This window comes from Geodermatophilus sp. SYSU D00708, assembly GCF_054050115.1.
In genome coordinates, this window is sequence record NZ_JBJGYS010000019.1 from 1 (window position 1) to 18,715 (window position 18,715).

An 18,715-nucleotide genomic window follows, 5' to 3' on the forward strand; every position below is an offset into this window, starting at 1 on the left:
CGGCGTCGTCCACGCCGCAGTTGTTGCTGATCGTGGTCAGGTCCGTGGCGCCCTTGTCCAGCAGCGCGTCGATCAGCGCGTACGGGATCCCGCACAACCCGAACCCGCCCACGGCCAGCACCGCGCCATCGGGCACGTCGGCCACCGCCTCAGCGGCGCTGCCCACCACCTTGTCCACCAGAGAGCTCCTGTCGTCGTCGGTCAGGATCGTGCGGGGGAGGGCTCCGCGGCCTCCACCGGCACCCGTTCGGTGACCAGGCGGGGCCGGGCCGCGGACACCCCGACGGCCACCTGGAGGACCAGCAGCACCAGCAACAGCGCCATGCTCGGCCGCCACGCGCCGGTCGCGTCGTGCAGCAGGCCCACGGCCAGGGGGCCGGTGGCGGCCAGCAGGTACCCGACGCTCTGCGCGGCCGCCGACAGCCGGCCGGTCTGCGCGACGTCCCGGGTGCGCACCAGGACCAGCGTCATGGCCAACGGGAAGCACAGGCCCGTGCCCAGGCCGTACAGCACCGCCCAGACCGCCGGCGCCGCGGCCGGGGCCACGAGCAGGCCGACGAGCGCGACCAGGATCGGCACGCTGCAGCCGACCACCCACGGGACCTGGCCGGGTCGGCGGGCGGCCAGCGGCGGGACGACGAGGGCGCACGGGGCGCCGACCGCGGCGGCGAGGGCCAGCAGTCCACCGGCGGCCACCGCGGAGACCCCGGCGTCGTCCTCGAGGACGTCGGGCAGCCAGGTCAGCATCGCGTAGAAGGTCAGCGACTGGAGGCCCATGAAGGCGGTCACCGCGAGGGCCACGCGGTCGCGCAGGACGGCGGCGACCGGGAGCCGCGCGGCCGCGGGAGCACCGACCGGGTCCCGTCGGCGCAGGGCCAGCGCGCCGACGACGACGGTGACGACCGCCACCGGCGCGAGCCAGAGCGCCAGGCCGCCCACGGCGCTCCCCGCGGCGTCGGCCAGCGGCTGGGCGAGCCCGGCGCCGAGGCTGGCCGACAGGGCCATGGACGCCGTCGTGGCGCCGAGGACCGGTGCGCTGCGCGGGCCGTACTCGGCGCGCACGGCCGCGGGCAGCAGCACGTTCACCACGGCGATCCCGCCGGTGAGCAGCACCGTGCCGGCGTAGAGCCCCCAGGTGCCGGCCAGCCGCAGTGCCACGCCGGCGGTGAGGACGAGCGCCCCCGCCAGGACGGCGCGGTGCACCCCGAGTCGCGCGGCGAGCGCCGGCGCGGTGGGCGACACCAGGCCGAAGCAGACCAGCGGGAGCGCGGTGAGGACCGCCAGTGCCGACGTCGGCACCGACAGCTCGGCACTGAGCTCGCCCAGCAGCGGGCCGACCGCGGCGAAGGGCGCGCGCAGGCAGAGAGCGACGAGGACGAGGACCGCAGCGGGCGCGAGCCAGACCCACCACCGGCGGGACCGGTGCTCCTCCGGGGAGGTCACGACCGCGGGCGCCCGGTCTGGAGCAGGTCCTGCTCGATGTGCCGCGCCGTCTCGAGCAGCCTCGGGACGAGCTCGTGCTCCAGTTGTTGCATCGACGTCCGGCTCGCGTGGACCGAGACGTTGACCGCCGCCACCACCTGGCCGTCGGCGTTGCGGATGGGCGCGGCCGCCGAGCGGAGGCCGGCCTCCAGCTCCTGGTCGACGAGCGCGTAGCCCTGCCGGCGCACCCGTTCCACCTCGGCCCGCAGCTCGACCGGATCGGTGATCGTCCGGTCGGTGTGGACGGTGAACTCGGCCCGCTGCAGGTATGCGGCGAGCTCGGCGTGGGGGAGGCCCGCCAGCAGCACCCGGCCCATCGACGTCGGGTGCGCGGGGAAGCGGGTGCCGACCGCGATGAGCACGGTCATGATCCGCTTCGTCGGGACGCGGGCCACGTAGACGATGTCGTCGCCGTCCAGCACCGACACCGAGGACGACTCGTTGACCTGGGACACGAGGGTCTCCAGGTGCGGCTCGGCGACCTCGGGCAGGGTGAGCCCGGACAGGTAGGAGTAGCCGAGCTCGAGCACCCGGGGGCGCAGCGAGAACTCCCGGCCGTCCATCCGCACGTAGCCCAGCTGCACGAGGGTGAGCAGGAAGCGCCGCGCCGCGGCCCGCGTCAGCCCGGTGGCGCGCGCGACCTCGGACAGGCCCAGCCGGGGGTGGTCGGCGTCGAAGGCCCGGATCACGGCCAGCCCGCGGTCGAGCGACTGCACGAACGTGCTGTCGCGTGCCGGCAGGACGGCGGGGTCCTGGGGCAGGTCGGCGATCTCCACGCGGCTCCTCCCGGGGTGGAGCGCCGGTTTGCGCTCCGCGTCACATTGTGCGCAGAGTGAACGGGTGTTCGGCAAGCAGGCGTGACTCAGCATCACGGCGGGATCACGTCCCGAAACTGAGGCTTGACGGTGAGGCGGGTCACCTGTTTCCGTTCTCAGGAAGAACAGTGGTTCGCAGGGCGAACAACTGCTGGCCCCCCACCTGAAGCTCCCGGGAGAGCGCCGATGCTCCGAACCCCAGCGGTCCTCGCGGCCGCGCCGCCGTCGTCCGCCGTCCGCGGCGCGGCCCCCGCCCCTGGCGAGCCGGCCCACCGTAGCGGTGTCCGGGATGCCGGCCCGGCGGTGACGCGGCCGTGACCGACTCCGCGCCCGTCACCGTCTACGAGCCGGCCGCCGACAACCCCGACGCCGGCGTCGCGCCGAAGCCGCCGGCCAAGCGGTCGGTCGCCGGCTCGCCGGTCGTGCTCGGCTCGATCGGCCTCATCGTCCTCGTCCTGCTGTTCGAGGTGCTGCCGCGCATCGGCGTCCTGCCCAACCAGTTCTTCCCGACGTCCTCGCAGATCGGGTCGGCGCTGGTCGACCAGCTGGGGCAGCCGGACTTCTGGACGGCGCTGCTGGACACGCTGCAGGGCTGGGCCCTGGGCCTGGCCATCGCGGCGGTCGCCGGTGTGGTGCTGGGCATCGTGATCGGCAGCTCGCACTTCCTGCGCGAGTTCACCGCCTCCACCATCGAGTTCCTGCGGCCGATCCCGTCGGTCGCGCTGATCCCGCTGGCGGTGCTGCTGTTCGGCACCCAGATCGAGAGCAAGCTGCTGCTGGTCGTCTACGCGGCGTTCTGGCAGATGCTCATCCAGGTGCTCTACGGCGTGCAGGACGTCGACCCGGTCGCCCAGGACACCGCCCGCGCCTACCGCTTCGGGTTCCTCGCGCGGATCCGCTACGTCACCTGGCCGACGGCGCTGCCCTACGTCATGACCGGTCTGCGTCTGTCGGCGTCGGTCGCGCTGATCCTGGCCGTGACCGCCGAGCTGGTCATCGGCAACCCGGGTCTGGGCAACCGGATCGCGGTCGCCCAGAGCAGCGGCGCGATCGCCGCCACCTACGCGCTGGTCGTCGTCACCGGTCTGCTCGGCGTGGCGGTCAACCTGGTGTTCCGGTTCATCGAGCGACGGGCGCTGAGCTGGCACCCGTCCCAGCGAGGAGAGGTGGCCCTCTGATGCGGGTCCTGCGTCGGATCGGCTTCACCTTCGCCCTGCCGATCGTGCTGTTCGTGCTGTGGTGGGTCACGTCGGCCAGCAGCACCGACTTCTACTTCCCGCCGCTGTCCCGGATCATCGACAGCCTGGTCGAGGAGTGGTTCGGCCCGCGGCTGGCCAACGACGTGGTGCCCAGCCTGCTGCGGCTGGCGGCCGGCTACTTCATCGCCGCGCTGATCGGGGTCACCCTCGGCGTGCTGATCGGCACGTACAAGCGGCTGCGGGACCTGCTGGAGCCGGTGCTGGAGTTCTTCCGCGCCATCCCGCCGCCGGTCATCGTCCCGATCCTCATGCTGATCTTCGGCATCGAGAACACGATGAAGATCGTCGTCATCGCGTTCGGGTGCATGTGGCCGATCCTGCTGAACACCGCCGAGGGCGTGCGCGCGGTCGACAGCGTGCTGTCCGACACCGCCCGCACCTACCGGATCAGCGGCGCGGCCCGGCTGCGCCACCTCATCCTCCCGGCGGCCAGCCCGCAGATCGCCGCCGGCCTGCGGCAGGGCCTGTCGGTGGCCATCATCCTGATGGTGATCAGCGAGCTGTTCGCCGCCAGCGACGGCCTGGGCTTCGCCATCGTCCAGGCACAGCGGAGCTTCGCCATCCCGGAGATGTGGGCGGGCATGCTCATGCTCGGCCTGCTCGGGTTCCTGCTCTCCCTGCTGTTCCGCATCGTCGAGAACCGGTGGCTGGCCTGGTACCACGGCCTGCGCCGCGCTCAGCGCGCCGGCTGACCGCACGGCCGCACCCCCGACACTCCTGAACTCTCCGAACGGAAGGCGCAACGCGATGCTCGAGGTCACCGGCCTCAAGAAGGTCTACGAGGGCAAGTCCCGGACGGTCGAGGCCGTCCGCGACCTGACCTTCACCCTGGACAAGGGCGAGCTGGTCTGCCTGGTCGGCCCCTCGGGCTGTGGCAAGACCACGCTGCTCAAGTGCATGTCCGGGTTGCTGGAGCCCACCTCGGGCTCGGTGGTGCTCGACGGCAAGAAGGTCGTCGGCCCGCCGCCGGGCATGGCGATCGTCTTCCAGGAGTACGGCCGCAGCCTGTTCCCCTGGATGACCGTGCGTGAGAACGTCGAGCTGCCGCTCAAGCAGCGGAAGGTGCCGGCGGCCCGCCGCAAGGAGCTGGTCGAGGAGTCGATCGCGGCGGTCGGGCTCAAGGAGGCGCACAGCGCCTACCCGTGGCAGCTCTCCGGCGGCATGCAGCAGCGCGTGGCGATCGCCCGCGCCATCGCCTACGAGCCGCAGGTGCTGCTCATGGACGAGCCGTTCGCGGCGGTCGACGCGCAGACCCGCGCCGACCTCGAGGACCTCATCCGCGACCTGTGGCACCGCTTCCAGGTGACCACGCTGTTCGTCACCCACGACATCGACGAGGCGGTCTACCTCGGGCAGCGGGTGCTCATCCTGTCCAACTCGCCGACGGTGATCCGCCAGGACCTCGCCATCGACCTGCCCGACGAGCGCGACCAGCTGCACACCCGCTCCTCGCAGCGCTTCGCCGAGCTGCGGGCGCAGGTCTACTCGCAGATCCACCGGCCGAAGGAGGAGACGCCCGGCGCGGTCGACACCCACGCGCCGGCCGTCATCGGCCAGCCCTCGGCCTGACCCTCAGCGCCCGCGAGCCCGGCGCCCCGTCACGGGGTGCCGGGCTCGCGGCGTCCCCGGCTCAGTCGAGCCGTGACGCGGCCGACCGCGGGGGCGTGGCGAGTGCCCGCCCGATGCCGCGCGCGGTGGCCAGCAGCGCCGGGATCACCGCGGCCGACCGGGCCTCCTCGCAGGGGATGATGACCGACAGCGCGGCGACGACCTCGCCGTCGGGGCCCCAGATCGGGACCGCCACCCCGGCCGCCTCCTCGTGCACCCACCCCCGCACGACCGCGTGACCGCGGTAGCGCGTCTCGGCGAGCAGCCGCCGCAGCTCCGCCGGGTCGGTCACCGTCATCGGCGTCATCCTGCGCAGCGGCGAGGAGAGCACCCGCTCCTGGGCGCCGGCACTGGCGTGCGCCAGCAGGACCAGGCCGGAGGAGCAGGCGTGCGCCGGCAACCGGCTGGCGGTCCGGGTGATGTTGACGACCTCGGCCCCGCGGGAGGACTTCCGCTCAAGGTAGAGGACCTCGTCGCCCTCGAGGACCGCCAGCTGCGTGTGCTGCTTGACGACGGCGTGCAGGTCGTCCATGTAGGGCATCGCGGCGTCCCGCAGTCCGACGGTCTCCGAGGAGCGGGAGGCCAGTTCCCACAGCCGCCGCCCGACGCGCACCCCGCGGTGGGGTGCCCGCTCCAGCACACCCAGCGCCACCAGCTGGTCGACCAGGCGGTAGGTCGTCGGCGTGGGGAGGTCGGCGCGGCGGGCCAGCGTGGCGACCGGCATCGCGGGGTGGTCGGCGTCGAAGGCCTCGAGGATGCGGACCGCTCGCGTGAGCAGGTTCTCCCGGGAAGCGGCGTCGGTCACCCGGCGATCGTCGCACCGGGTGTGACTCCGACCACCACGAGGTTCTCGCCAGGCGAGAAGTGGCGTGGTCAGGACGCGGAGCCGCCGCGACAGTCGTGCTCGCTCGAGGACGACTGTGCGGGAGGCGACACGTGGCAGAGCAGCAGCAGGTGCACACGCACCTGATCGGGTCGGAGGACGCCGGGGTGCCGCGGGAGGTCGACGCGGTCGTGGTCGGCGCCGGCTTCGCCGGGCTGTACGCCCTGCACCGCCTGCGGCAGCTGGGCTGGAGCGTGCAGGTCTTCGAGGCCGGCAGCGACATCGGGGGCACCTGGTACCACAACCGCTACCCGGGCGCCCGCTGCGACATCGAGAGCCTGGACTACTCGTACTCCTTCGACGAGGACCTCCAGCAGGAGTGGCACTGGTCGGAGCGGTACGCCTCCCAGCCCGAGCTGCTCCGCTACATCCACCACGTCGCCGACCGCCACGACCTGTGGCGGGACATCCGGCTCGACAGCCGGGTGGCGGCGGCGACGTTCGACGAGACCGCCGATCGGTGGACCGTCCGCACCGAGGACGGCGTCGTCGTCTCCGCGCGCCACTGCGTGCTCGCCACCGGCGTCCTGTCGGTCGCCCAGGTGCCGGCCATCGAGGGCCTGGACGGCTTCCAGGGGGAGTGGTTCCACACGGGGGACTGGCCGCACGAGGGCGTGGACGTCACCGGCAAGCGGGTGGGCGTCATCGGCACCGGGTCCTCGGGGACCCAGCTGATCCCGCTCGTGGCCGAGCAGGCCGGGCACCTGACGGTCTTCCAGCGCACCGCCAACTTCTGCATGCCGGCGCAGAACCACCCGATGGTCGCCGAGGTCGAGCGGCAGTGGAAGGCGGAGTACCCGGAGCGCCGGGCGAAGGCCCGCGTCTCCGGCTTCGGGCACAACCAGCTGAGCAACCCGAAGAAGGCCATGGAGGTGTCGGCCGAGGAGCGGCAGCGGGAGTTCGAGCTGCGCTGGCAGCTGGGCGGCCTGTACATGATGCGGGCCTTCTCCGACATCCTCGTCGACCCGGCCGCCAACGAGGAGTGCGCCGAGTTCGTGCGCGGCAAGATCCGGGAGATCGTCTCGGACCCCGCGGTGGCCGAGCTGCTCACGCCGCGGGGCTTCCACTTCGGCACCAAGCGGCTGTGCTCCGGCACCGGCTACTACGAGACCTTCAACCGGGAGAACGTGTCCCTGGTCGACGTGCGGCACGCGCCGATCGAGCGGATCACCCCCACCGGCCTGGCCACCTCGGAGGCCGAGTACGAGCTCGACGTGATCATCTTCGCCACCGGCTTCGACGCGATGACCGGCTCCATGCTGAAGATCGACATCCGGGGCCGGGGGGGACGCACCCTGCAGGAGAAGTGGGCACACGGCCCGCGCAGCTACCTCGGCGTCGCACCGGCCGGCTTCCCCAACCTCTTCGTCGTGGCGGGCCCGGGCAGCCCCTCGGTGTTCAGCAACATGGTCAACAGCATCGAGCAGCACGTGGAGTGGATCACCGGGTTGCTCGCCGACGCCGACCTCCGTGGGGTGCGGCGGATCGAGGCCACCGCCGAGGCCGAGCAGGCCTGGGTCGAGCACGTCGACGAGGTGGCGCACCGGACCCTCTACCCCCGCTCCCCGAACTCCTGGTTCTTCGGCGCCAACACCCCCGGCAAGCCGCGGGTCTTCATGCCCTACGTCGGCGGCGTCGGCACCTACCGGCAGATCGCCGACGACGTGGCCGCCAAGGACTACGAGGGGTTCCTGTTCACGTGAGGACCCACCCCCGCCCGCACCACCTGTCCACCTGCCCTCCGAGAGAAGGAATCCAGTGAAGCGTTCCTCCACCACCCGGCTCGCGCTGGCGGTCTCCACGCTCGTCCTGTCCGCGTCCGTCGCCGCCTGCGGCGGCTCGTCCGACGAGCCCGCCGCCTCGGCGAGCGGGTCCGGCGGCGCGACCGCGGCGCCGGAGACGACGGAGATCACCGTCGGGGTGCAGCCGTTCGCCGAGGTGGCGGCGTTCTACGTCGCGGTCCAGGAGGGGCTCTTCGAGGAGCACGGCCTGACGGTGACCCCGCAGGTGGCGGCGGGCGGGGGAGCCGGCCTGATCACCGGGCTCGTCTCCGGGGACTCCCAGTTCGCCTACAGCAACTACGTGTCGGTCGTGCAGGCCGCGTCGCAGGGGCTGCCGCTGCGGGTGGTCCGCGAGAACGACCGTCCCGGCGTGCAGGGCGTGTACGCGCTGCCGGGCAGCGGGATCAGCAGCCCCGCGGACCTGGCGGGCAAGCGCATCGCGATCAACGGCCTCGGCAACATCATGGAGCTGACGACCCGGGCCGCCCTGGAGGAGAACGGCGTCGACCCGAACAGCGTCGAGTTCGTCGAGCTCGCGCCGCCGGAGTTCCTCCCCGGCATGGCCTCGGGCAACGTCGACGCTGCGTGGCTGGTGGAGCCGTTCGTGAGCATCGGCACCGACACCCAGCAGGCGCAGCTCGTGCTCGACGTGTTCGCCGGGCCCACGGAGGACCTGCCGGTGGCCGGCTGGATCACCTCCGCGCCGTTCGCCGCGGAGAACCCCAACACCGTCGCCGCCTTCCAGGCCGCCATGGACGAGGCGATCGCGAGGATCGCCGAGCAGCCCGACCTGGTCGCCGAGGTGGTCCCGACGTACACCCAGCTGACCCCCGAGGTGGCGGCCGGGCTGAACCCCGTCGTGTTCGCCGAGGACGACCAGCCGGAGGGCATCAGCCAGGTGGAGGAGCTGATGCGGGAGTACGGACTGGTCGAGGGTGAGGTGGACACCGCCGAGCTGATCGTCAGCGGCGACTGACCCGCCCGGCCACGCAACCCCGGTCCCGGTGGGACCGGGGTTGCGTGGCCCCCCGACGATCGGCTGGGTGGAAGAGTCCTGGCGGGGAGCCGGTGCGAAGCCGCAGGATCGCGGGCGTCCGGCGGCGGGTACGCCGGGTGGGTCGGCAGACGGGGAGGGCGGACGGCATGCGGGTGGCCATCGCGGGTGGCGGGATCGGGGGGCTGGCCACGGCCGCCTTCCTGCACCGTGCCGGGATCGAGGTCTCGGTGCACGAGCAGGCGGGCCAGTACCGGGAGATCGGCGCGGGGCTGGTCGTGGCGCCCAACCTCATGCGCCTGCTGCGCCGGCTCGGGCTCGCCGACGGCCTCGAGGGACGCGGCGTCCGGCTGGAGGTCGGCTGGGAGTTCCGCCGGTGGGAGGACGGCCGGGTGCTGTTCAGCCAGGACCTGGCCGACTCGGCCGCCATGTACGGCGAGGACACCTGGGTGGTCCACCGGGCCGACCTGCTCGACCTGCTCCTCTCGGCGGTACCCGCCGACGCCCTGCACCTGGGCGCCCGCGTCACCGGGGTCGAGCAGGACGCCGACACGGCCCGCCTCGTGCTGGCCGACGGCACCGCCCGGACGGCCGACGTCGTGGTGGGCGCGGACGGCATCCACTCCACGCTCCGCGGCGCGGTCGCCCAGCCCGAGCCGCCGCGGTACTCCGGGATCTGCGCCTGGCGGTCGCTCGTCCCCTCCGAGGCCGCGCCGGACCTGGCCCGCCGTCCGGTGCAGACGCTGTGGCTCGGACCGGGGCACCACCTCGTGCACTACCCGGTGTCCGGCGGCCGGCTGGTCAACCTCGTCGCCTTCTCCCCGGCCGGGGACTTCGACGTCGAGTCGTGGGAGTCGCGGGGCCGGGTCGAGGACCTCGCGGCGGAGTTCGCCGGCTGGGACCCGCGGCTCGAGGCGCTCATCGCCGCCGCGGGCGAGGTCGGCCGCTGGGCCCTGCTGGACCGCGAGCCGATCCCGACCTGGACCTCGGGCCGCCTCGCCCTGCTGGGCGACGCCGCGCACCCGATGTTCCCGTTCTTCGCCCAGGGAGCCGCGCAGGCGGTGGAGGACGCGGCCGCGCTGGCGGTCTGCCTGGCCTCCGCCGGCAGCGTGCCCGACGCCCTGGCCCGCTACGAGGCCGTTCGCGTCCCGCGGGCGACCCAGCTGCAGCAGTCCAGCCGCGGCCGCCAGGCACACCACCACCTGCCCGACGGTCCCGAGCAGCGGGCCCGCGACGACGCGTTCGCCGGCGACGACCCCCTGGCCCACAACGCCTGGCTGTACGGGTACGACGCCGAGGCCGCGGCGCGGGGCGACGTGCAGGACGCGACCGTGGGGGCCGGTGCGTGAGCGACCGGTTGTCCTTCGTCCACCGGTCGCTGCCCACCCGGGTGGTCTTCGGCGCCGGCGTCCTCGACCGGCTGCCCGAGGAGGTGGCCGCGCTGGGGCTCTCCCGGGTCGTGGTGGTGTGCGGTCCACACCACGAGGACCTGGGACGGCGGGTGGCGGCGCTGCTCGGCGAGCGGGCGGTGGGCGTCCTCGCCGAGGCCCGCATGCACGTGCCCGTGGAGGTCGCCGGCCGGGCCCGGGGCCGGGCGCGGGAACTGGCGGCCGACGGGTGCGTCGCCGTGGGCGGCGGCTCGGCGATCGGGCTGGGCAAGGCGCTCGCGCTCGACCCGGGTCTGCCGCTGGTCGCGGTGCCGACCACGTACTCCGGCTCGGAGATGACGCCCGTCTGGGGGCTGACCGAGGGCGGGGCCAAGCGCACCGGCCGCGACCCCCGCGTGCTGCCGCAGGCCACGGTCTACGACCCCGAGCTCACCCTCGGCCTGCCGCCGGACCTGTCGGTGACCAGCGGGGTGAACGCGCTGGCCCACGCCGTCGAGGGGCTCTATGCCCCGGACACCAACCCGGTGGTCGCGCTCATGGCCGAGGAGGCGGTGCGCGCGCTGACGGCCGCGCTCCCGGCGATCGTGGCCGACGGCGGCGACCTGGACGCCCGCACCGACGCCTTCTACGGGTCCTGGCTGTGCGGCTCCGTGCTCGGCGCGACCACCATGTCGCTGCACCACAAGCTGTGCCACACCCTCGGCGGCACGCTGGACCTGCCGCACGCGCCCACGCACACCGTCGTCCTGCCGCACGCGCTGGCGTTCAACCAGCCGGCCGCGCCCCGGGCGGTCACCGCGCTCAGCCGGGCCCTCGGCGGCGTCCCGGACCCGGCGCGGGCGCTCTGGGAGCTCGCCGGGGTGCTGGGGGCGCCGATGTCGCTGGCCGAGCTCGGCATGGCGGAGCAGGACGTCCCGCGGATCGCCGAGCTCGCCGTGGCGAGTCCGTACGCCAACCCGCGGCCGGTGACCCGCGAGGGCGTCGAGGCGCTGCTGCACGCCGCCTGGGCGGGGGAGTCCCCACCGGCGCTGCACCGCTGACGGCCCGGGGATCACGTGATCTCGGCGGCATCCGGGAGGGTTCGCGGCGAGATCACGTGATCTCGCCGCGAACGCGGGTCAGTCGGCGATCATCGTCTGGACGTCGAACTCCTCGCTGATGATCCCGTACTGCAGCATCAGGTCCGCCATCTCCTGCAGCTGCGCCTCGTCGACCTCGGCGTCCCACTCCGGGAGCGCCACCTGCTCGACGGTCTCGGCCGGCACCTGGGTGTAGGTGGGCACCAGCTCGACCAGCCGCTCGCGGTTGCCGGCCAGCTCGTCCATCGAGGCGGCCATCGCTCCGCGGAAGGCCTCGACCGCCTCGGGGTTCTCCTGCGCGTACTGCTCGGTGGTCAGCCAGCCGGCCACCGGCATGTCCTCGACCGGACCACTGAACAGCGGGAAGAGCACGCGGGCGCCCGCGGCCTTGGCCGCGGCCTGGAACGGCTCGACCTGCCAGATGGCGTCGACGTCCCCGGCGTCCAGGGCGGGGGCCATGTCGGGCAGCGGCAGCTCGACGAACTGGATGGTGGAGACGTCGACGCCGGCGTCCTCGAGGACGGCGTTGACCGCCACGGTGCCGATGTTCTGCAGGTTGTTGACCGCGATCCGCGCCCCGGCCAGGTCGGCGGGGGACTGGTAGGGCGCGTCGGCGGAGACCATGATCGCGTGGTCGTCGGCGCCGACGTCGTTGCCCGCGATGATGCGGACCGGCAGCCCCTGCTGGGCCGCCAGCAACGCCGAGGTGTAGTTGCCGTAGGTGATGTCGTACTCGCCGGCGATCAGCGACGGGATGGCCTGCGCTCCGCCGGAGGTCTGCTCCAGGGTGACGTCGAGCCCCTGCTGCTCGAACAGGCCGGTCTCCTCGGCGTTCACCGCGCTGGCGGTGTGCACCAGTGGGAAGTAGCCGACGGTCATCGCGGTGGTGCCGCCGGCGCCGCCGGAGGCCTCCTCGCCGCCGCCGTCGTCGGAGCCGCAGGCGGCCAGCGCGAGCGCCATCGCGCACCCGAGGGCGAGGCCGGTGCGGTGGAGGCGGGGGCGTCCGTGGGGGGTGAGGACCCCGGGCGCAGGGGACAAGGAGGTCTCCTCTCGGTGCTCCGCGGGCCATCCCGGCTCGCGGACGTGACGCAGATCATGCGATCCGGGTCACAGCCCGCCCACCAGTCTCTCGAAGAGTGAGAGTCAGCGCGAGAGGCGGGCCAGCGGGCCGGCGGAGAGGGTGCGGGTGATGCCGCGGGCCGCCGCCAGCAGCGCCGGCACCTGGGCCATCGCCCGGCCGTCGTTGGGCACGATGACCGCGAGCGCGGCGACGACCTCCTGCAGCCCGTTGCGCACCGGCACGGCGACCCCGGCGGCGTCCGGGTGCACGTGCCCCGGCGTGACGACGAAGCCCTGCCGGCGGACGTCGGCCAGCGTGGCCCGCAGCCGCTCCGGGTCGGTGATCGTGTTCGCGGTGTGCCGCTCCAGCGGGCGGGACAGGATCCGCGCCTGCACCTCCGGCGGGCCGTAGGCCAGCAGCACCAGGCCCGAGGAGGAGATGTGCAGCGGCAGCCGGCCGGCGATGCGCGAGAAGTTGACGACGGCGTCGCGCGCCGAGAGCCGCTCGACGAACAGCACGTCGTCGCCGTCCCGGACGCCGAGCTGGGCGGAGTGGCCGACGACGGCGTGCAGGTCCTCCAGGTAGGGCATCGCCGCCTCACGCAGGGACACGGTGAGCGAGGCCCGCGAGGCCAGCTCCCACATCCGGACGCCGACCCGCACCTGGCGGTCGGGCCCCCGCTCCAGCAGCCCGTGCGTCACCAGCTCGGCGACCAGTCGGGACGCGGTGGCCACGTGCAGGCCGGTGCGGCGGGCGATCTCGGAGACCTGCAGCTCCTTCTCGTCGGCGGAGAAGGCGGCGAGGATCCGGACGGCGCGCGAGAGCACCGACTCGCCCGTCGCCACCCGCCCCACGGCGAGCAGTGTCTCATCTGCCGAGAGGCGCCCCCCGGAACCGCAGGAACTGCCCCGGCCGGAGCTGGCCGCACCGGTCGACGTCCTCGTCGGCGACGTAGGCGAGGACCGGGTAGCCGCCGGTCACCGGGGCGTCGGCGAGGAACAGCACCGGCAGACCGGACGGCGGCACCTGCAGCGCGCCGCGGACCATGCCCTCGCTGGCCAGCTCCCCGTCGCGCTCGCGCTCCAGCGGGGGCCCGTCCAGCCGGAGGCCGATCCGGTTGCTCTCGCCGGTCACCGCCCACGCGGTGCCGGTGAGCGCGGCGAGCGCGGTGTCGGGGAACCAGTCCGCGCGGGGGCCGGGCAGCACGCGCACCGTCACCTCGCCGCCCGGCGGGTCGGCGACCGGCGCCAGGTCGACCCCCGGCAGCGGGCCGGCCGCGGTGCCGACGGGCAGCACGTCACCGGCCGAGACGGCCGGCGGGCCGAGCCCGGAGAGCAGGTCGGTGGAGCGGCTGCCCAGCACCGGCTCGACGGCGATCCCGCCGCGGACGCCGACGTAGGTGCGCAGCCCGGCCCCGGGCGGGCCGAGCCGCAGCTCCGCGCCGGCGGCCAGCCGGACCGGCGCGTTGTGGGCGTCCCCGCCCGCGCACCGGGCGCCGGTGGTGACCACGACCAGGTCGGCGTCGGCACGGAGCGCGAGCCCGCCGAGGGTCGCCTCCAGCACCGCCGCGCCGGGGTCGTTGCCCAGCAGCCGGTTGGCCAGCGCGGCCGCCGCCCGGTCGCAGGCGCCGGAGCGGCCGATGCCGAGGGCGCCCTGCCCGGGCCGGCCGGTGTCCTGCACGGTCGTCAGCGGGCCCGGCGCGAGCACCGTGAGGGTCCGGGTCACGTCCGCTCCACGAAGCGCACCCGCACACCGGGCCGCAGCAGCGCGGCCGGGTCCCGCGACAGGTCGAAGACGGCGACGTCGGTGCGCCCGATGAGCTGCCACCCGCCGGGGGACTCCCGCGGGTACACACCGGTGAACTCCCCGGCCAGCCCGACCGACCCGGCGGGCACCTTGGTCCGCGGCGTCTCCCGCCGGGGTATCGACCAGGGCTCGCCGTCGGGGGTGCAGTAGCCGAACCCGGGGGCGAACCCGCAGAAGGCGACCGTCCACGCGGTGCCGGTGTGCCGCCGGACGACCTCCTCCGGGGACACGCCCAGGAGTGCGGCGACGTCGCCGAGGTCCGCGCCGTCGTAGACGACCGGCAGCTCCACCTCCTCGCCGGTGCCGCGGCGGTCGGGGCGGGGCCGGGCGTCGCGCACGGCACGCTCGACCGCGGCCAGGTCGGTGCGCGCGCGGTCGACGACCAGCAGCACGGTCCGCGCCGCCGGGACGACGTCCACCACGCCGGGCACCGGGTCCTCGGTGAGCGCCGCGTACAGCGCGAGCACCTCGTCGAGCCCGTCCAGCTCGACCAGCAGCGCGGCCGAGCCGCTGGGCAGCACGCGCATCAGGCCGCGAACGGGGCCAGCTCGATGCCGGCCTCGGTGAGGGCGCGCCGCACCCGCCGGGCGATCGCCACCGCCCCGGGGGTGTCGCCGTGGACGCAGATGGACTCCGGGTCCACGTGGAGGATCCCCCCTTGGACGTCGGTGATCGGCTCCCCGGTGGCCATGGCCACGCAGCGCCGGGCGATCTCCTCGGGGTCGTGCAGCACGGCTCCGGGATGGGAGCGGGGGACCAGCGTCCGCGCGGGGGTGTAGGCGCGGTCGGCGAAGGCCTCCCGGACGACCTCCAGCCCGGCCTCCCCGGCCAGCCGGAGCCAGGCCGAGCCGGGCAGGCCCATCACCGGGAGGGTGCGGTCGTACTCGACGACGGCCCGCACCACGGCCGCCGCCTGCTCGTCGTTGCCCACGATCGTGTTGTAGAGCGCGCCGTGCGGCTTGACGTACCGCACCCGCGTGCCGGCGACCCGGGCGAAGCCCTCCAGCGCGCCGAGCTGGTAGAGGACGTCGGCGGTGAGCTCGTCGGGCTCCACGTCCATGAACCGGCGGCCGAAGCCGGCCAGGTCCCGGTAGGAGACCTGCGCGCCGACGGCCACGCCGTTCTCCGCCGCCCGCTCGCAGACGCGCCGCATGATCGACGGGTCGCCGGCGTGGAAACCGCAGGCGACGTTGGCGCTGGTGACGATGCCGAGCAGCGCGTCGTCGTCGCCGAGCTGCCACTGGCCGAAGCCCTCACCGAGGTCGGAGTTGAGGTCCACGGGCCCATCCTGCTCATCCGACGAGGATCTGCCGACCGGAGCGGGCCGGGGCAGCATGGCGCCATGACGCTGACGGTCTCCCCGGCCGAGGTCCGGGCGGCCTGCCGCGGCGGGTCGGCCGTGCACACCTCCGGGGTCGCGCCCGGCTACGCGCAGGCCAACCTCGTCGTCCTGCCGCGGGACTGGGCCTACGACTTCCTGCTGTTCGCCCAGCGCAACCCCCGGCCGGTGCCGCTGCTCGACGTCACCGACGCCGGCTCGCCGCACACCGTGCTCGCCCCCGGCGCCGACCTGCGCACCGACCTGCCGCGCTACCGGGTGTGGCGGGACGGCGAGCTGGCCGGGGAGCCGACCGACGTCAGCGACCTGTGGACCGACGACCTGGTCGCGTTCCTCGTCGGCTGCAGCTTCAGCTTCGAGACCGCGCTGCTGGACGCCGGTGTCCCGGTGCGCAACATCGAGCAGGGCCGCAACGTGTCGATGTACCGCACGAACCGGGCCTGCCGGCCCGCCGGGCGGCTGTCCGGGCCGCTGGTGGTGACGATGCGGCCGGTCCCGGGCGAGCTGGTGACCACCGCCGTCCAGGTCACCGCTCGGATGCCGGAGGTGCACGGGGCGCCGGTGCACGTGGGCCCGCCCGGGGCGCTCGGCATCGCCGACCTCGGCCGCCCCGACTTCGGCGACCCGGTCGAGGCCGCCGAGGGCGACGTCCCGGTCTTCTGGGCGTGCGGGGTCACCCCGCAGGCGGCGCTCATGGCCTCCCGGCCGCGGTTCGCCATCACGCACGCCCCCGGCCACATGTTCGTGACCGACGTGCCGGACGCCGCCTACCGCCTGCCCTGAGCTACCGGCCGGCGAACCGGCCGCGCAGGTCGGGCTTGCGGATCTTCCCGGTGGCGGTCTTCGGCAGCTCGTCCACGAACTCCACGTGCCGGGGCACCTTGAACCCGGCCAGCCGCGCGCGCAGCGCGGTGCGGATCGCCTCGGGGTCCTCGGGCGTGCCCGGCGCCGGCACGACGACGGCCAGCCCGGCCTCGCCCCACCGCTCGTCCGGGACGCCGATGACCGCGGCCTCGAGCACCTGCGGGAGCTCCAGCAGCGCGGACTCCACCTCGGCCGGGTACACGTTCTCCCCGCCCGAGATGATCATGTCCTTGTAGCGGTCGCGGATGTAGAGGAAGCCCTCGGCGTCCAGCGACCCGGCGTCGCCCGTGTGGTACCAGCCGTCCCGGAGCACCGCGGCGGTCTGCTCCGGGTCCTGCCAGTAGCCGGCCATGACGTTGGGGCCGGAGACGACCACCTCGCCGATCTCGTCGACGCCGGCCGGGCTGCCGTCCGGGCGCAGGACCGCGACGTCGGTGAAGAACACCGGCTTGCCCGCGGAGCCGACCTTGCGCTCGGCGTCGGCGGAGTCCAGCACCGTGCAGCCGGGCGCGGCCTCGGTCATGCCGTAGGCCTGCTGCATCGTCACCCCGCGCGCCAGCCAGGTGCGCAGCGTCGGCAGCGGGACGGCGGCGCCGGCGGCGCCGATCGACCGCAGCGAGGACAGGTCGCGGGTGGCGAACCCCGGCTCGCGGCTCATCGCGTCGAGCATCGTGGGGACGGCGAAGAACGAGTTGACCCGCTGCTCCTCGATGACCCGCAGCGTCTCGGCGGGGTCGAACCGGCGCACGACGACCGCGCACCCGCCGCGCAGCAGGGTCGGGTTGACCGTCCCGTTGAGCCCCCCGATGTGGAACAGCGGCGCGAGAGCCAGGGTCCGCTCGTCGGCGGCGAAGTCGAAGCCGAGCAGCTGGTTGGTCGCGTTCCACGTCATGTTGCCGTGGGTGAGCACCGCGCCCTTGGGCCGGCCGGTGGTGCCCGAGGTGTACATGACCAGGCAGGGGTCCTCGAGGCCCACCGGCTCGTCCCGCGGCTCGGGGTCCGCGGCGGCGAGCAGCGGCTCGTAGGGCAGCGAGTCCGCACCACCGGCGGACGGCGGCTCGGTGGCCACCCACGCGCGGACGTCGGGCAGCCGGTCCCGCAGCGCGTCGGCCAGCTCCCCGGAGTCGCGGCCGTGCACGACGACGGTGGCGCCGGAGTGCTCGAGCACGTACTGCGCCTCGGGGGCGGTCAGCCGGGCGTTGACCGGCACCCAGATCGCGCCCAGCTGGCCGCAGGCGTAGAGGGTCTCCAGCGCCGAGGGGTGGTTGGTACCGGTCCAGGCGACCCGGTCGCCGCTGCGCACGCCGAGGCCGGCCAGGGCGCCCGCGGTGCGGCGGACCCGCTCGGCGAACCCGGCGTGCGTGGTCGTCGTCCCCTCGAACCAGAGGGCGTCCCGGTCGGGGGAGATGCGCAGCCGGCGCTCCGGCCAGGAGCCGAGCCCGGCGTTCCTCACTGCAGCCCCAGCGCCCGGACGGCGTTCTCCTTCATGACCAGCGGGCGCACCTCGTCGCGGATCTCCAGCGCCTCGAAGTCCTTGATCCAGCGCTCGGGGGAGATCAGCGGGTAGTCCGAGCCGAACAGCACCTTGGTCTTGAGCAGGGTGTTGGCCGCGCGGACCAGCTGCGGCGGGAAGTACTTCGGCGACCAGCCGGACAGGTCGATGTAGACGTTGGCCTTGTGCTGGGCGACGGAGATCGCGGCGTCCTGCCAGGGCACCGAGGGGTGGGCCATGATGATCGTCAGGCCGGGGAAGTCGGCGGCGACGTCGTCGAGCAGCATCGGGTCGGAGTAGCGCAGCTTGATGCCGCGCCCGCCGGGCAGCCCGGAGCCGATGCCGGTCTGGCCGGTGTGGAACAGCGCCGGCACGCCGAGGCTCTGCAGCTCCTCGTAGAGCGGGTACACGCGACGGTCGTTGGGCTCGAAGGCCTGGATCGACGGGTGGAACTTGAACCCGCGGACGCCGTGCTCCTCGACGAGCCTGCGGGCCGCCCGGACGCCCGCCCGACCGCGCGCGGGGTCGATCGAGCCGAACGGGATGAGGACGTCGGGGTGGGCCGCGGCGGCCTCGGCGATCTCCTCGTTGGACAGCGTCGGGTGCCCGGTGGCCAGCTCGCTGTCGACGGTGAACACCACCGCGGCCATCCGCTGCGCCCGGTAGTGATCGGCGATCTGCGGCACCGTCGGGTGGTGCGGCTCGCCCTTGAAGTAGGCGGCGGCCGCCTCCAGCAGCTCGTCGTCCATCGACAGGTGGCCGTGCAGGTCCTGCTCGACGTGCACGTGCACGTCGATGGCGACCAGCTCCGCGAGGTCCATCGGTCCTCCAGCGCACGAAGAGGTGTGACGCACGACGCTATGCC

19 protein-coding genes are annotated in these 18,715 nt (G+C 74.2%); 8 read left to right on the top strand and 11 right to left on the bottom strand.

The features are described from left to right. The 3 genes from ACI79D_RS16265 to ACI79D_RS16275 form a co-directional block, all read right to left on the bottom strand. A partial coding sequence (locus tag ACI79D_RS16265) for a CoA-transferase (protein ID WP_456919576.1) occupies positions 1 to 178 on the bottom strand: 178 nt, incomplete at its 3' end. A gap of 23 nt (positions 179 to 201) precedes the next feature. Then, positions 202 to 1,443 carry an MFS transporter gene (locus tag ACI79D_RS16270; RefSeq protein WP_456919481.1) on the bottom strand — a complete coding sequence of 414 codons (1,242 nt, stop codon included), beginning with the start codon at positions 1,441 to 1,443 and terminating at the stop codon, positions 202 to 204. Then, on the bottom strand, positions 1,440 to 2,258 hold the full coding sequence (locus ACI79D_RS16275; RefSeq protein ID WP_456919482.1) for an IclR family transcriptional regulator domain-containing protein: 819 nt from the start codon (positions 2,256 to 2,258) through the stop codon (positions 1,440 to 1,442). The genes ACI79D_RS16270 and ACI79D_RS16275 overlap by 4 nt, the downstream gene beginning before the upstream one ends. A gap of 353 nt (positions 2,259 to 2,611) precedes the next feature. Here ACI79D_RS16275 and ACI79D_RS16280 point away from each other — a divergent pair, with 353 nt between their 5' ends. The 3 genes from ACI79D_RS16280 to ACI79D_RS16290 are packed head-to-tail and all read left to right on the top strand — an operon-like array spanning position 2,612 to position 5,125. Then, positions 2,612 to 3,475: an ABC transporter permease gene (locus ACI79D_RS16280; RefSeq protein WP_456919483.1), complete on the top strand. Its 864-nt coding sequence runs from the start codon at positions 2,612 to 2,614 to the stop codon at positions 3,473 to 3,475. Next, on the top strand, positions 3,475 to 4,248 hold the full coding sequence (locus ACI79D_RS16285) for an ABC transporter permease (RefSeq protein ID WP_456919484.1): 774 nt from the start codon (positions 3,475 to 3,477) through the stop codon (positions 4,246 to 4,248). Before ACI79D_RS16280 ends, ACI79D_RS16285 begins: the two co-directional genes overlap by 1 nt. Before the next feature lie 55 nt (positions 4,249 to 4,303). Continuing rightward, positions 4,304 to 5,125: an ABC transporter ATP-binding protein gene (locus tag ACI79D_RS16290; RefSeq protein WP_456919485.1), complete on the top strand. Its 822-nt coding sequence runs from the start codon at positions 4,304 to 4,306 to the stop codon at positions 5,123 to 5,125. Between the two features lie 61 nt (positions 5,126 to 5,186). Here the strand turns inward: ACI79D_RS16290 and ACI79D_RS16295 are convergent, their stop codons facing one another. Then, a complete protein-coding gene (locus tag ACI79D_RS16295; protein ID WP_456919486.1) occupies positions 5,187 to 5,969 on the bottom strand; it encodes an IclR family transcriptional regulator in 783 nt (260 codons plus the stop codon). A gap of 131 nt (positions 5,970 to 6,100) precedes the next feature. Here ACI79D_RS16295 and ACI79D_RS16300 point away from each other — a divergent pair, with 131 nt between their 5' ends. The 4 genes from ACI79D_RS16300 (at position 6,101) to ACI79D_RS16315 (ending at position 11,250) form a co-directional block, all read left to right on the top strand. Next, positions 6,101 to 7,750 (top strand): flavin-containing monooxygenase, encoded by a 1,650-nt coding sequence (locus tag ACI79D_RS16300; RefSeq protein WP_456919487.1) that lies wholly within the window; start codon positions 6,101 to 6,103, stop codon positions 7,748 to 7,750. A gap of 55 nt (positions 7,751 to 7,805) precedes the next feature. Continuing rightward, a complete protein-coding gene (locus tag ACI79D_RS16305) occupies positions 7,806 to 8,804 on the top strand; it encodes an ABC transporter substrate-binding protein (RefSeq protein ID WP_456919488.1) in 999 nt (332 codons plus the stop codon). A 167-nt stretch (positions 8,805 to 8,971) separates the two neighbouring features. Next, the gene (locus ACI79D_RS16310; RefSeq protein WP_456919489.1) at positions 8,972 to 10,171 is read left to right on the top strand and encodes an FAD-dependent monooxygenase; all 1,200 of its coding nucleotides are present in this window, start codon (positions 8,972 to 8,974) and stop codon (positions 10,169 to 10,171) included. Continuing rightward, positions 10,168 to 11,250 carry a maleylacetate reductase gene (locus ACI79D_RS16315; protein ID WP_456919490.1) on the top strand — a complete coding sequence of 361 codons (1,083 nt, stop codon included), beginning with the start codon at positions 10,168 to 10,170 and terminating at the stop codon, positions 11,248 to 11,250. The genes ACI79D_RS16310 and ACI79D_RS16315 overlap by 4 nt, the downstream gene beginning before the upstream one ends. A gap of 78 nt (positions 11,251 to 11,328) precedes the next feature. On the opposite strand, the gene ACI79D_RS16320 is transcribed toward ACI79D_RS16315, so the two are convergent. From ACI79D_RS16320 to ACI79D_RS16340, 5 genes are all read right to left on the bottom strand, one after another. Continuing rightward, positions 11,329 to 12,249 (bottom strand): ABC transporter substrate-binding protein, encoded by a 921-nt coding sequence (locus tag ACI79D_RS16320; RefSeq protein WP_456919491.1) that lies wholly within the window; start codon positions 12,247 to 12,249, stop codon positions 11,329 to 11,331. A 183-nt stretch (positions 12,250 to 12,432) separates the two neighbouring features. Continuing rightward, positions 12,433 to 13,203, bottom strand: coding sequence for an IclR family transcriptional regulator (locus ACI79D_RS16325; protein WP_456919492.1), 771 nt, complete (start codon positions 13,201 to 13,203; stop codon positions 12,433 to 12,435). 13 nt (positions 13,204 to 13,216) lie between these two features. Then, positions 13,217 to 14,074 (bottom strand): 5-oxoprolinase subunit C family protein, encoded by an 858-nt coding sequence (locus tag ACI79D_RS16330; RefSeq protein ID WP_456919493.1) that lies wholly within the window; start codon positions 14,072 to 14,074, stop codon positions 13,217 to 13,219. Further along, complete coding sequence (pxpB, locus tag ACI79D_RS16335; RefSeq protein ID WP_456919494.1) at positions 14,071 to 14,682, bottom strand: 5-oxoprolinase subunit PxpB; 612 nt, start codon at positions 14,680 to 14,682, stop codon at positions 14,071 to 14,073. Before pxpB ends, ACI79D_RS16330 begins: the two co-directional genes overlap by 4 nt. Next, the gene (locus ACI79D_RS16340) at positions 14,682 to 15,434 is read right to left on the bottom strand and encodes a LamB/YcsF family protein (RefSeq protein WP_456919495.1); all 753 of its coding nucleotides are present in this window, start codon (positions 15,432 to 15,434) and stop codon (positions 14,682 to 14,684) included. The genes pxpB and ACI79D_RS16340 overlap by 1 nt, the downstream gene beginning before the upstream one ends. A gap of 63 nt (positions 15,435 to 15,497) precedes the next feature. Between ACI79D_RS16340 and ACI79D_RS16345 the strand changes: the two genes are divergently transcribed. Beyond that, positions 15,498 to 16,277, top strand: a complete 780-nt coding sequence (locus tag ACI79D_RS16345) for a putative hydro-lyase (RefSeq protein ID WP_456919496.1) — start codon at positions 15,498 to 15,500, stop codon at positions 16,275 to 16,277. 1 nt (position 16,278) lies between these two features. Here the strand turns inward: ACI79D_RS16345 and ACI79D_RS16350 are convergent, their stop codons facing one another. Together ACI79D_RS16350 and ACI79D_RS16355 are read right to left on the bottom strand one after the other, a co-directional pair. Next, positions 16,279 to 17,811 (bottom strand): acyl-CoA synthetase, encoded by a 1,533-nt coding sequence (locus ACI79D_RS16350; protein WP_456919497.1) that lies wholly within the window; start codon positions 17,809 to 17,811, stop codon positions 16,279 to 16,281. Continuing rightward, positions 17,808 to 18,671 (bottom strand): amidohydrolase family protein, encoded by an 864-nt coding sequence (locus tag ACI79D_RS16355; protein WP_456919498.1) that lies wholly within the window; start codon positions 18,669 to 18,671, stop codon positions 17,808 to 17,810. Before ACI79D_RS16355 ends, ACI79D_RS16350 begins: the two co-directional genes overlap by 4 nt. Positions 18,672 to 18,715: the final 44 nt, after the last annotated feature.